At 33.4% G+C, this 14,384-nt stretch carries 11 protein-coding genes; 9 read left to right on the plus strand and 2 right to left on the minus strand.

What is annotated here, in order from left to right; all coding sequences use genetic code 11:
• Positions 1-3: 3 nt before the first annotated feature.
• Positions 4-2,628 carry a TonB-dependent receptor domain-containing protein gene (locus IAI56_RS09990; RefSeq protein WP_187657735.1) on the minus strand — a complete coding sequence of 875 codons (2,625 nt, stop codon included), beginning with the start codon at positions 2,626-2,628 and terminating at the stop codon, positions 4-6.
• Between the two features lie 156 nt (positions 2,629-2,784).
• On the opposite strand from IAI56_RS09990, the gene IAI56_RS09995 reads away from it, so the two are divergent.
• From IAI56_RS09995 to tnpA, 3 genes are all read left to right on the plus strand, one after another.
• Entirely contained in the window at positions 2,785-3,804 is a 1,020-nt protein-coding gene (locus IAI56_RS09995; RefSeq protein WP_187657736.1) for a LacI family DNA-binding transcriptional regulator, read from the plus strand.
• A gap of 315 nt (positions 3,805-4,119) precedes the next feature.
• Complete coding sequence (locus IAI56_RS10000) at positions 4,120-4,320, plus strand: hypothetical protein (RefSeq protein ID WP_187657737.1); 201 nt, start codon at positions 4,120-4,122, stop codon at positions 4,318-4,320.
• Between the two features lie 675 nt (positions 4,321-4,995).
• Positions 4,996-5,457, plus strand: coding sequence for an IS200/IS605 family transposase (gene tnpA, locus IAI56_RS10005; protein WP_187657738.1), 462 nt, complete (start codon positions 4,996-4,998; stop codon positions 5,455-5,457).
• Positions 5,458-5,544: 87 nt separating this feature from the next.
• Here the strand turns inward: tnpA and IAI56_RS10010 are convergent, their stop codons facing one another.
• The gene (locus IAI56_RS10010; RefSeq protein ID WP_187657739.1) at positions 5,545-6,024 is read right to left on the minus strand and encodes a DNA N-6-adenine-methyltransferase; all 480 of its coding nucleotides are present in this window, start codon (positions 6,022-6,024) and stop codon (positions 5,545-5,547) included.
• A gap of 295 nt (positions 6,025-6,319) precedes the next feature.
• Here IAI56_RS10010 and IAI56_RS10015 point away from each other — a divergent pair, with 295 nt between their 5' ends.
• The 6 genes from IAI56_RS10015 to IAI56_RS10040 all read left to right on the plus strand — a co-directional run bounded on the left by IAI56_RS10015 (position 6,320) and on the right by IAI56_RS10040 (position 13,998).
• Entirely contained in the window at positions 6,320-8,545 is a 2,226-nt protein-coding gene (locus tag IAI56_RS10015; RefSeq protein WP_187657740.1) for a DNA cytosine methyltransferase, read from the plus strand.
• A gap of 26 nt (positions 8,546-8,571) precedes the next feature.
• Positions 8,572-9,705 carry a hypothetical protein gene (locus IAI56_RS10020; RefSeq protein WP_187657741.1) on the plus strand — a complete coding sequence of 378 codons (1,134 nt, stop codon included), beginning with the start codon at positions 8,572-8,574 and terminating at the stop codon, positions 9,703-9,705.
• A gap of 4 nt (positions 9,706-9,709) precedes the next feature.
• Positions 9,710-10,153: a hypothetical protein gene (locus IAI56_RS10025; RefSeq protein ID WP_187657742.1), complete on the plus strand. Its 444-nt coding sequence runs from the start codon at positions 9,710-9,712 to the stop codon at positions 10,151-10,153.
• A 126-nt stretch (positions 10,154-10,279) separates the two neighbouring features.
• The gene (locus IAI56_RS10030; RefSeq protein WP_187657743.1) at positions 10,280-10,804 is read left to right on the plus strand and encodes a hypothetical protein; all 525 of its coding nucleotides are present in this window, start codon (positions 10,280-10,282) and stop codon (positions 10,802-10,804) included.
• A complete protein-coding gene (locus tag IAI56_RS10035; RefSeq protein ID WP_187657744.1) occupies positions 10,805-11,992 on the plus strand; it encodes an MvaI/BcnI family restriction endonuclease in 1,188 nt (395 codons plus the stop codon). It begins immediately after the preceding gene.
• Between the two features lie 671 nt (positions 11,993-12,663).
• Positions 12,664-13,998 (plus strand): ammonium transporter, encoded by a 1,335-nt coding sequence (locus IAI56_RS10040; protein WP_187657745.1) that lies wholly within the window; start codon positions 12,664-12,666, stop codon positions 13,996-13,998.
• Positions 13,999-14,384: the final 386 nt, after the last annotated feature.

Here is a 14,384-nt window from a genome sequence, read left to right on the forward strand (position 1 = left end):
TTCTTAGAATCTATAAGACAATGCCATAGATAATGATCTACCTGGCAATGGTCTTGCTCTTACAATATTAGTGGTATTTTCTGTGATACTTCCTTCTTCTGCCTCAGTAATAGCCAAGGTGTTGAACAAATTGTTTCCTGCAATATTAAGCGATAAACCTTTTGTAATTCCGAATTCTACAAATCCATTTACTACTACAAATCCTTTCATTACCAAATCATTATTGTCTTGTGCATAGGATTTGGTTTGTCCGATGAAGCTTAATCCTAAAGTATTGTTGCTTTTTCCGAATTTATAGGTTGGGATAAAGTTGTACATCATTTTTGGTTGTCTTCTTGGCTCGTTACTATTATTAGCACCTGATGTTACTTCGGCTTTAGTATAAGTAAACGCACCTCTTAAGTTTAAATCGTCAGTTACATTATAAGATGACTCAACCTCTAAACCTAAAGATTTATAATCGTTTTCGATAATGCTGTTTGATGTAGCTTCATAACCACCTTCTTCGGTAGTTGTTGAAGTAAAGAATGTAGCATATACATATCCTTTAGAGTACTTTCTTTTATATCCAATTTCAGCTTGTGCTAAAAAGTCAAGTGAATTGATTCTATCGCCATCTAGATAGTCTAATCCTGAGAACAAAATTCTATCCGCTTTGGCAGATGCACCTTTACTATAACGAGCAAAAACCGATTGCTGTGCATCTAACAAATAGTTTGCTCCAAGCGAGTAAGACACATAATCGTAGTCATAATCAACAGGAGTAGTATTGGTTGTATTTACCGCAAAAACGTTTTGCTCAGGTGCTGAAATTGCTCCGTCATTATTCATATCAAACGCTCTTGCTGTTCCACCTGCAAATGAACCGTTTACTTGCCCCATGTCAAAACGAACACCTCCTTCAAGAGATAATTTTTCGGTAGCGTCAAAAGTAACGTTAGCATAAGGAGCTGATACGCTGTGTTGTGTATCATAGTTTCTAGCTAGGTTACCCCAAAATGGTGTTCCATAAGCATACAATCCGTTATCTGACAATAGAGTTCCGCCTGCGCTAGTAACGTTGATTAAACGAGGATTGTTGTCTGATACTTCTTGTAAGTAAGAATTCCACAACCACGACATTGAAATGTTTTGAATGGATTTAAAATAACCCGCTGTAATACCTACTTTGTCAAACTTTTTAGTAACTCTAAGGTCATTCATAAAGTTGTTGAAGTTGTTCAACTGCGTATCAAACATGTGAATACGAGCTACTAACCCATTTGGCGTATTGAAAGCTGCTCCAGAATCTGCATAAGAAAGCGTAGCACCTGCACCAAAAGAATTAGCTATAGTAGAAGCCGAAGCTACCTCTGCTGGGAATGGAGCAATAAATTGTCCGCTATTGGCAGAGAAACGACCGTTGTTGGTTACTTTCCATCCTTCGCCTAAATCAAAATTAGCCGATACACCAATGGTTTTAGAAACTGGGTTCATCCCGTCAGACACATCGCCTCTTCTAATATTTCCATCAGGACCAAGACCTACATTGTGTTTTAAATACACCGATTGTAAAGCACCCGAAGTAGCATCGTATCCTCTTACACTTCTCCAATTAGGACTAGCGTTAGTACCGCTTACCTCTACTGGCATAGGCATATAAGCCGCTGCTCTATCGTTTAAGAATTTAGTGTACACCGTAACTGAACCGCTTTCAAATTCTTTAGTAATGTTCATTTTGAACTGACCACCATTATTAGCCGAGAAACCAGGACTTCTAACTCCTTCACCTGTTCTGTAAAATCCACCTGCGTGGAAATATAACCCGTCTCCAATTCGAGCACCATATTCAATATCGGTTCTAAAATCGTTGTAGTCTAAACCAAAACTGGTTACCATACTTCCGCCTTCCGTTTTTCCAGTTTTGCTGATAAAGTTGATTATACCACCAGGAGAATTTGACGATAATACTGAAGCAGAACCTCCACGAATGGCTTCTACTTTGGCAATATTGCGGTCAAAACGCGTGAAGATATCAGCCGTAGCAAAAGCAATGTCACCAAATAATAATACTGGTAAACCATCTTCTTGCAATTGTAAATATTTTGAACCTCCAGAGGAGATTGGCACCCCACGAACGGAAATGTTTGCGTTTCCTTCACCTCCAGAAGACTCAGAACGGATACCTGGAATGGTTCTGAAAATCTCGGCAGTTGAACGAGGTGCAGATTGTTCTACTTGTTTTACATCAAGTGTAGTAATAGATACACTGGATTTGATTTTAGCTCTAGGGTTTACCACACCCGTTACTACTACTTCTTCAAGCGAAGTAGAGTCCTCAGCTAATTGAATGTTAAACGTTGTTGCTCCAGTAATGGTTACTTTTGCTTTTTGGGTTTTGTAGCCAATGCTCGAAACGGTTAATGAAACCTCACCATTGGATAAACCACCAATAGCATAATTTCCTTCGGAATCACTTACAGTAGCTTTTGAAGTGTTGTCTATTACAATATTGGCACCGATAAGTGCTTCTCCTTTAGCATCGGTTACTTTTCCTGACAGGCTAGCTGACTGGGAAAAGGCAAACTGATAGACAAAAAAGACTAATAGAAATGACAACTTTCGTTGTAATAATGTAGTTTTTTTCATTTTTTAAAATTGTTTGGTTACTAATTTTTAATAGATTTAATTCCGAAATTATATTTTTTAACCGCTAATTTTTATCAAATATATATCGAAAACGTTTTCGAAAACACCGAAAACGTTTTCGATTGTGTTTTGAGAATTTTTTATCATATTTGTTAAATGAAAGAGACAACTTTAAAACAAATTGCAGAAACCCTAGGAATCTCTATTACTACTGTTTCAAAAGCGTTAAAAAACTATCCTGATGTTAGTGCTAAAACACGTAATGCCGTTTTAGAGCTTGCTAAAAATCTTCACTATACTCCTAATTCGTTTGCTGTTAATCTTAGAACTAAAGAGTCTCGGACTATTGGGCTTATTATACCCGAAGTGGTGCATCATTTTTTTTCTAATGTCATCAATGGTATTATAGCTGAAGCTGAAAAGCATGGTTATCTCGTCATCATCCTGCAATCGAACGAGTCGATGGAGCTGGAGAAAAAACAAGTGGAACTGCTGTTGAACAAGCGCGTGGATGGCATTATTATCTCGCTATCAAACGAGTCGAACGGCGATGAACATATCAAGGAAATCATGCGTAGGGAAATCCCTTTTGTGCAGTTTGATAAAATTGCGAAACTGATTCCGAGTTCTAAAGTGATTATCAACGACCAGAAAGCTGCCTTTGAAGCCACAGAACATCTTATTAAAAAAGGTTGTAGAAAAATAGCTCACATACGTGGACCAGTGAATCCTCAAAATGCTATAGACCGCTTTTTGGGTTATAAAAAGGCGCTGGAACAGTATCAAATTCCTTTTGATTCTAAACTGGTTTATACTTGTCAAAATGTGACTTTTGAAGAGGGAAAAACTTTTGCAAAACAAATTCTTGAAGAACATCCTGATGTGGATGGATTGTTTGTTATTACTGATTTAGTAGCTGTAGGTGTGTTGGCTCATTTTAATGAGGTAAATATAGCTATACCAGAGCAGGTGAAGATTATTGGTTTTAGTAACTGGTTTATGAGCCAGGTTATTACGCCAAAGCTTAGCACTGTTGACCAACCGAGTTATGAAATGGGTCTAAAAGCATTTGAATTGTTATTAGAAGAAATGAATGCTAGAAAGGACGGAAAACCTTTTGTAGCAAGAACTGTTGAACTTTTAACAAAAATTATAGAAAGGGATTCGTCGAAGTGATTTATTTTTTTATTAACTTTGATTACTTTTCAATTTTTGCGTAAGCAATACATAACTACAAGGCATTCCGTTTATTTGGAATGCCTTTTTTAGTTTTTGATGTTTAGTACTTGTTATGAAACTCTAGCTTCATTAGTATTATTATCAAGAGTTATGTTGAAATCCATTCGCTGGCCTTTCATTTCAAAATTAAATACCAAGGCACATAAAAATGTTTATAAGTACTCTTGTCTTGCCAAATTTTAAAATCCAATTTTATTATTTTTACGAAAAGCTAGTACAATTCCTTTTTTTTAATTGAAAAAAATCATCTGAATGAAAAAATACATCTTCATTACACCTGAAGGCAACACCACAGCACCAAACGGTGATGAAGTCAAAAACATGCAGGTAATCGGTATTGTTGAAGAAGTAGCAAATGAAAATGAAGCGTTAAAAAAATTATTACTAGAAAACGAATGGATTTTTGATACAGAGTTCAATATAGCCGAATTCATCTGTCATGAAATCATCTAATCCCGTCAGGGATGATATTTCGGTAGCAACGGGTTTCAACCCGTTGAAATAAATAATAAAATGGGGTTTCAACCCATCATCACAAAAAATTACGGATTATAACCATTAATACAAACAAAAACATCAAAATCCCGTCAGGGATGATATTTCGGTAGCAACGGGTTTCAACCCGTTGAAATAAATAATAATTTGGTTTTCAACCCGTTGAAATAAATAATAAAATGGGGTTTCAACCCATCATCACAAAAAATTACGGATTATAACCATTAATACAAACAAAAACATAAAAATCCCGTCAGGGATGATATCTCGGTAGCAACGGGTTTCAACCCGTTGAAATAAATAATAATATGGGATTTCAACCCATCATCAAAAAAAATTACGGATTATAACCATTAATACAAACAAAAACATCAAAATCCCGTCAGGGATGATATCTCGGTAGCAACGGGTTTCAACCCGTTGAAATAAATAATAAAATGTGGTTTCAACCCATCATCACAAAAAATTACGGATTATAACCATTAATACAAACAAAAACATAAAAATCCCGTCAGGGATGATATTTCGGTAGCAACGGGTTTCAACCCGTTGAAATAAATAATAAAATGGGGTTTCAACCCGTTGAAATAAATAATAATTTGGTTTTCAATCCGTTGAACATAAAAAATAAAAATGGCAAATACCTACACACAAATCCACATCCAATTCGTCTTCGCAGTCAAATACCGCGACGGATTAATACACCCAGCTTTTCAAAAAGAGTTATACCAATATATTTCAGTTATAATTAAGCATCACAACCATAAATTGTTAGCCATTAATGGAATGCCAGACCATGTACATATATTTATTGGAATGCGACCATCACAAAGCATTTCCGATTTGATGCAAGACATCAAAGGAAGTTCATCAAAATGGATTAACGAAAAACAATTTTTAAAAGTAAAATTTGAATGGCAAGAAGGCTATGGCGCATTTTCCTATTCAAAATCACATGCTGACGCGGTTATTAAATATATCGAAAAGCAGGAAGCACATCATAGCACCAAAACTTTTAGAGAGGAATATTTAGATTTTCTAAAATTGTTTGAGATTGATTATGACGAACGCTATATTTTTAACGAACCAATTTAGAATTTACGGGATGAGATTTCTTTTTTGATATGTTTTTATTGGGATGCATTAAAATACATCCCTACCAAAATAGCATCCCTAAAGGGATTATTTCAAAGATAAAAACCGTCCTTCAATGCCGCTATTTTGTAACGCGCTGGCATTTTCTTTCCCATAAGCAATAAATACACTTGGTGCTCCAGGAGTTCCACCTTGCACACCCGAAACGTGATAGAATTTAATTCTTCCTTTTACAAAAAGTATAGCATCGGCATCATGCCAAATGTGTTCAAAGAAACACTTAGTTTCTGTTCTCGCAAAAATTAAGGCTATTCCATTGCCGTGGTTTTTTAGTTTTTCTAACCACAATTCCATTCCTCTGCCATAAGGCGGATTGAGATACACTCTTCCGTTCCATTCCTTACTCAAACCATCGTCTATGATGGTGTAATGATTTGTAGCATGATAAAACGGCGCATCAACAGGACAACAAGGATCTAAATCAAACTCGCCTAATTGTTTAACCAATTCTGGCGGGGTTAGCCATTCTACTTTTGTGTTCTCGCAACGTTCAAATGAGGTATTCATCTGTTTTTATTTGTTGCAAAGATTGGATCAATATTTTGATTATGCAAGTGTAATTTGATCTAAATCAAATGGTTATACACAATGAGTGTGATTGTGGTGATTTGGAATAGTCTTTTTCAGTTACGTAGTTGGGTTTTTGATAAAAGCAAGCTCTTTTCAGTTTTGGAATTGTACGATTGGTTTTTGGTAAATTGGAAGTGAGCTTGTTTTTAGGAAGCCATAAATACTTCAAATTTTTCTTGTTTGTTTAAAATTTGTCCGTAAATTTGTCCGTGTCCGTAAAAATGTCCGCAATATGGTAAACGTCAAATTTTATTTAGATAAGGCTGATAAGTCAAAGCACTTTCCAATTCATTTGGTTTTAAGGCAAAAAGATGTACAAGTCAAAGTTGCGACTGGTGAAAAAGTTTTGCGTAAAGACTGGGATGCTAAAAATCAATTAGTCAAAGAAACTGAATACACTCACAAATCAATCAATAAGTTCTTGTTGTTTCTAAAGCAAGAAGTTGAGAAGCATTTTGAAACTGCTCCACACAGTCAGTTTACCGATAAAAAGGTAAAAGAAAAAATTCTATCATTGGTAAATAGTCGCAAACAAAATACGGATGTATCTATGGTTTGTGAAGCTCCTGCCGAATATGAAACAATGCAAAAAATAACATTTTTAGACTTATTTGCCGGTGCAGGTGGATTTAGTGAAGGGTTTTTACAAGCCGAATATGGAAATAAATTTTACGATTTTCGATTAGGAAGCGACATTAATGAAAATTGCGAACTGACGCATTTAGCTCGTTACAATTATCAATTGGGCATGGATGCTGAATTCTTGCGACAAGACATTACTGAGCCAGATTTTATTGATAATTTACTAAAGAAAATAAAAGATCAAACAATAGATGTTGTGTGTGGTGGACCACCTTGTCAAAGTTTCAGTTTAGCTGGAAAACGAAAAAAGTTTGATAAAAAAGATGATTTATTCGCCCATTATTTGAACGTTATTAAAATGCTTCGTCCCAAGTATTTTGTGATGGAAAACGTGAAGGGAATTTTAACTAAGGAGAGCGGAAAAATCAAGGATATGATTCTACAAGAAATACGTTCAATCATAGATTTAAAAGAATTTCATCAGTTAATTCATTTTATTGCTAGTCTCAAAAAATCAAATTCTGAAAATCAATTTATTCTTGATTGTTATTTGCATAGATTAAATTTTGAAAAAGCAATTGATAAAGAGTTAGAAACTATTCGTGAAAGTTATATTCAGAACATTGAAAATAAATTTCGAGTACTTGCTCCGAAAATAGCTGATTATAAAACAAGTAAAACCGATATAAATTTTTCAACCATTCGTCATGGATTTAACTTACTAAAAAGAACAAAAGAGCTAGCTTATATTAGAAAAAAAGTTATCCAAGAGAAAAACCATAACGATTTAGATAATGACTTTTTCGCTCCAAAATTTGATGCTTTTTTAGTATCAATTGAGCCTAATAATATTATTGAAGAAGTACATAACGCATTCCAAAAGCTGAATCCATCTTCAACATTCAAGAGTGAAATTAACGATATTATCTTAGCTTTAGAAATCTACAATTATTCATTTGATGAATGTGTACAAGGTTTAACAGAAATTGCTAGAAAACAAAAAAAAGAAAATCAACTTAATGAGATTCTGACACATATCCGTTTGTATAATATCGACCAACCTTTTGTAGCATTAGCATCTGATTATGGTGTTCCACAAAATCGTGAAAGAGTTTTATTTATAGGTTGTAGAAAAGACCAAAAACTAATTAAAACAGTTCCTGCAACGGTTTCAAAAGATGAAAAAGTAACTGTTTTTGAAGCCTTATATGATTTAGATTTTGTTGGAAATGATGATGAAAAGTTCAATTATGAAACCATAGATTTAAAAGCAAAATATAATGGAACTACTGATCAGATGAAAGCTTTGTTGAAAAAACGTTCCATTGATGGGAAACCTAATACAAAAAACGGACTCACATATGCTGAATGGTCAAAAAATGGCAGATTGAATGGTAGGTTCACTAATGCTAAAAATCCATTTTATGTTCGTAACTTTGAAGAGTTAGAGAATGTTTTAACACATGTCGTTGCACCGTTACAAAATCATAAAACAAGTAAACAGAATGAGGATGTAGTAAAACGTTTGGATGTTATTTTAAATGCAGGGAACTATGATGAAGCAAAAGAGGAATTAAAAAAAATTGGGTTAAGTTCTGAAAAGAGAAACTACAATGTTCTAAAGGCGAACGGATTAAGCCCAACAGTAATGACCATTCCAGACGATTATGTTCATTATTCAAGTCCAAGATCTTTGACTGTTCGTGAGATGGCTCGTTTACAATCATTCGATGATAGTTTTGTTTTTCAAGGCAAACGCTCTACAGGAGGAAATAAAAGAAAGTTTGAAGTACCGCAATTTACTTTGGTTGGAAATGCTGTTCCTCCTTTAATGGCGAGAGCAGTTGCGTTAGAAATTTTAAAAAATATTGATTAACATTTTTATTAATAATATGTATATTTATGAGTAGTTTAAAAATAATAGCTAAAACTAAAGATTTACGAACAAATACTAATGTATTATATGCCGAAATCCTTGCAAAAGATTATATCGATTTAGTTGGTAAAGATTTTGATAAATTCGAGATTCAGCGAAAAAGGGTTGAACCGAAAAAATATAGTAGATTAAAGTCAGATTTTAAAAATGGAGCTTTATTGCCTGGTATAACTTTAGCTGTAGAATTCACTCAAGTCGATAAATACTTAGAATTAATAGAAAAAGATGAATTTGATGAAATTACTTCAATGTTGAATAACAAAGAAGAAATTTATATTCTCGATGGATTGCAAAGGACATATATTATAAATGATATAAATGAAGAAAAGGAACCAATTAATGAAAATCAAAAACTTTTATTAGAACTATGGTTTGAAAAAGAAATTAATCATTTGATTTATAGGCTTATTGTTTTAAATTCTGGTCAAAAGCCAATGTCTATGAGGCATCAAGTTGAATTATTATTTATGACTTTGAAAAATAGTTTAACTAAAGATATTGATGGTTTAGAACTCTATTTAGAAAAAGATGGACAAATTAGGAGTAAAGCAAGAAAGTTCGCTTTTGATAGAATAGTGAATGCATATTATAGTTTTTTAACAAAAAGTCCAGAAACTGATAGGGATAATTTGGTTGTGAAGAAATTAAACGAAGATGATATTTTGTCTTCAACTGAGACAGAACTTAATGAAAACTATGTGTCTTTTAAAAAATATTTAATTAAATATTGTGAATTGGATACTGAATTATTTAGAGTTTATGGCGGAATTAATGAACTATCAAGTTATAAGAATTGGCTTAGCGAAGAAAATACAATGAAAGCATTTTTTGCAGCAGTTTCTAAATTTAAAATTGATGATAAGCGTGAGTCACGTATGGATAATGCTTTAGATAAATTAATAAAAACATTTAAGGATGAAAATACTAGTAGAGATATAATCAATTTTGAACAATTTAATAGCATAAAAAGCGGAATTGATTCCAAGAAGAGTAATGTTGGAGTTGCATTAAGAAAAACCATAATGGATGGATTTAGAGAATTCTTTATGAATGAAGGAGACGAGTCATTTATTGAATGTTTAAAAATTGCAGCGCAATAATATTATGACTATAGATGAAATAAATTCAAATATTGAAAATATCAATCAAATAAATAATTTAAAAGATGGTGAAGTTTATGTATATTCTGCGACATTAAGTTTTCTTCAGTTGGATGATTATGTAATTCATAGGGTTGAATTGTTGAATAAGTCATATGATCATTCAGTTTTGAATTCATCAATTGAGTTGTCAGGTATATCAATAGGTGATTTATTTTATCTTAAAAACCAGACTTTTGAAATATCTACTTTAAGTAATTCTCAATTTTATATTTTTTTGTCAGAATGTGAAGTGACTGACCTTACATTATTGCATTATAAATTTAAGTACGATTATATTTTAATTCATAAAGATTATATTGATGAGTTTCATTTAAAATACAGTAGTAATTCTGCTGTATGGGGCGGTTTTAAATTGGCAGAAAATTCTAATGTGATGAATTATTAAAAAAAGCCGATAACCACAATAGTAATTCCAGATGAGTTAAAAGAACTTGATTTATATGCTCAGGATAGTATTTATAGAGCTTTGGATCAAAGACATTCATTTGAAAGATTTTTAAAGCTATATCATTTGTTAGAACTTGAATTTGATTATTCTTTAATTAAGAAAATTCAAAGTTTAAATATAACTACCGATAGTAATCAAATTGGTAATCTTTTAAATGAATATAATAGAAATGAAGTTGATAGATTGTTCGATTTAGTGTCAAGTAGTTGTTCCGATGTTAATAATTTAGCATTGAAACTAAATGGGATTAAGATTTTTCAATCATTGGGTGAAGAAATATTTATTCGGTTTGGTAAAGGAAATAAAGGAAATTTATATTTGTCTGACATTACAAAATATAATTCTTTATTATCTGATGCTGATGCTTTTGCTAATAGTACTTCTGTTCAAACTCATGCAAAAGTTAATGTTTCAGAATACGATAAATTTATTCATACAATAACAGCATACTGGATTTATAGAATAAGATGTAGTATTGCTCACTTTAAAATTGGAGAATATATTTTAACAAGAGATAAAGAGGAATTTATTGTCGAATTTGCAGAACCATTGATTAAAGAGGTTTTAATTCAATTTTATAAAAAGTAGATGAGAAATCTAACTAATATTGAGATAGGACGTATAGAAATCCTAACTGCAAACTCTGTAGAAGTTACATTAATCGAACCTACAGCGACAGGGCTTGAAAAATCAATTATGGATGCTACTGGTTCCGTTAGAGCTTATTTAAAAAATAAAAATATTCACGATTACGAACTTCAAGGTCAAGGAGCAAAAGAAAATGGAGTTTATGTTAATTCATTTCTAATTGGTACTGATGGATTAATTCAGTCTGTTGCTTCGCTTTACAGACCAAATACCAAGAAAGGTGACCCAAGAATTTGGTTTAAAGGTCTTGGTTCTTATGCCAAAGCCAATGATATTTTAGGAATTATCTCTTATGAAAACAATTTATATGTTGCCAATGTTACAAGACTAGATTTTGAAAATTTGATTAATGGAATTGTAAACAATCCATTCAAAGAATTGGTAAATGAAATCAATTCCTTGTCGAGAGAAGTAGCAGACGAATTACTGATGATGTTGAGAAAAATTAGTTTGCAAGGAGCTGTTCCTGCAATGTTACAAGCTGATACAGCAATAGGTAGAACGCTTGAAACTCTTTTAGGGATTAATATTAATTCATCAAAACAGCCTGACTATAAAGGAATTGAATTAAAATCATTTAGAGATAAAAAAGGAAATAGGAAAAATTTGTTTGCACAAGTTCCAGATTGGTCAACCAGTAAATTTAAAAGTTCTTCAGAAATTCTGAACGAATTTGGTTATCAGCGTGGCGAAGATTTTAAATTGTATTGTACTGTTTCCGCAATCGTTCGTAACTCACAAGGTTTGAAACTAAAATTGGATACCGATGTTAGACAATTAATCGAAAATTCCGATAAATCAACTGTTGGCGATTTCGTTGTTTGGGGATTAGAAACATTGCATAGGCGTTTGTTGGAAAAACATAATGAAACTTTTTGGGTTGCAACCGATACTTTGATAATTGATAATAAAGAGCATTTTATATATAAATCCGTCGAGCATACGAAAAAGCCAATTGTATCTCAATTTGATATTTTACTAGAACAAGGAATTATTACACTTGACCATTTGATAAAAAGAACAACTGACGGAAAGGTAGTTGAAAAAGGTCCATTATTTAAAATAAAACCTAACGCTTTGAATATGTTATTTCCTCCTAGTCAGTCTTATGATTTATTATTGAAATAAGGTCGATAAAATTATTAGAGAAATTCAAACTCTTTTAAATTCTTGTATTTTGTTTTTATAAAATTAAAAAGTAAAATATAATTGCTCCAACTTTCTATTTGGTTTTACTTTTAATTCACGTTTATTTGAAAAACTATTTGTAAAATCCATTGATTTTAAAGGGATTTTTACTGAAATCACTATTGAAAAACTTCTTGACATTTGCGATTCAGGTGCGTGTCATTTTGAATCTTGAGCGTGTAAAAACATGTTTTTTTTCCACATTATTAAAACTATACTTATTTACTAAAAAAAAGGAAACAATTACTTAAGTTCCCTTCAATTTCACATCATTAAAGCTATCCCTTACTATATATCGTATATATGTTGTGTATATATCATGTGTATATCATGTATATATAAGATAATCAATAACTTAAACCATAGCTAAACTATTGATAAACTAAGGATAAATTAGTCCTTTTGATTTCAACTACTGTCTCATACGGAGTAAACAAATAATAAAAAAGTATCCAAAGGACTAAGACTATTCTAGAACAGTAAAGACTTTTTGCTTATTTTCATAAAAACAAAGAGTTTTTTAAAAAATAAAGGGGTAATGGTTGAAAAAAACAAACAATTTTATATTTTTACCCTATAAAAATTAGGGTTCAATCATAAAATAAAGAATTATGAAAATAGAAAAGCGATGGATTGTTTCTTTTATCATTATTAGTTTAGCGGCTATAACGGGGTTGTTATGGCAACATGAACCGGCTAGTGGCGACGTATTTAACACAGAGGATAGTATCAACTTTGCGGATGTGGCTTGGTTGTTAACGGCTTCGTGCTTGGTTTTGTTGATGACGCCGGGTTTGTCGTTTTTCTACGGCGGTATGGTGGGCAAGAAAAATGTTATTTCGACGATGTTGAAGAGTTTTATTTGTCTTGGGGTTATTAGTTTGCTATGGGTAGTGGTTGGGTTTAGTCTTTCGTTTGGCGATAGTATCGGGATTGTTATTGATGGGAAGACGTATGGAATTATTGGTAATCCGCTACAGTTTGCTTTTTTTGACCAAGTGGAAACGAAACCTCATCAGGTGCTGGGTTCGTCTATTCCTTTTATTCTCTATGCGCTTTTTCAAATGAAGTTTGCTATTATTACTCCGGCGATTATCACCGGTGCATTGGCAGAACGTATTCGATTTATCTCGTTTTTGTTGTTTATCTGTTTGTTTACGCTGGTTATTTACACACCGTTGTGTCACATGATTTGGCACCCGAATGGACTGTTGGGCAGTTACTTTGGGGTGAAGGATTTTGCCGGTGGAACGGTGGTACACATGAGTGCGGGTTTTGCAGCATTAGCTGGTGTTATCGTTCTGGGGAAAAGAAAGAACAGTGAACATATTCCAACGAATATTCCGTTTGTACTGCTTGGTACTGGAATGCTTTGGTTTGGGTGGTTTGGGTTTAATGCGGGTTCGGCTCTAGCGGCGAATGCTACGGCAGCAATGGCGTTTGCCACTACTACTGTCGCTTCGGCATCGGCTATGCTAACGTGGGTTTTCTTCGATAGACTGAACGGCAGAAAGGTTTCGGCACTCGGAGCATGTATTGGTGCTGTAGTTGGACTAGTAGTGATTACTCCATCGGCTGGATTTGTATCTATTCCGCAGAGTATGTTTTTTGGGTTTATAGGTGCCATTGTTTCTAACAAAATGGTGTATTGGAAAAAGCTAAAACAAATAGACGACACACTTGACGTGTTTGCTTGTCACGGCGTTGGCGGAATCATGGGGATGATACTAACGGCTATCTTTGCGCAAGGGGAAAACGCGAGCTTGCTTCATGGTGGGATTTCGGTTTTTGGTCATCACATGATGGCGTTAGTTTTGGTTTCCTTCTTTACCTTTGGGGGAAGTTATTTGTTATTCAAACTAACCAACATCATCATCCCAATCCGTGTCTCAGAAGAGTCCGAAAGCATGGGATTAGACCTTTCCCAACACGGAGAAAAGTTTTAGGGTTTTAAACACACTTCGACTGCGCTCAGTGCAGGCTCGAAATATACTCCCAGACACGTCGCTTCGAGTGATTTTACGCAATGCAATGGAGTAAAATTGTATCGAGAAGCCATGTAAGTTCTCGATACAATTTTCTGTTTTAAAAACTGGCGTTTTTGAGTTAGAAAATCAATTGAACTGACGTAAACTAGTATGGGAAAACCAATTACTCTTTTTTATATCTTTATAAAAAATTCATTATCATGAAAAAGCTTCTTCTACTCCTTTTCATAATTACTCTAACTGCTTGTGGTTCTAAAAAAGATAAGCCATTAACGGAAACGGATAAGGTCAATAAAACGCTTGATGCGTGGCACAAAGCGGCTGCCGAGGCTAACTTTAACAGC

This window comes from Flavobacterium macrobrachii (genome assembly GCF_014486675.1).
GTDB classification, from domain to species: domain Bacteria; phylum Bacteroidota; class Bacteroidia; order Flavobacteriales; family Flavobacteriaceae; genus Flavobacterium; species Flavobacterium macrobrachii.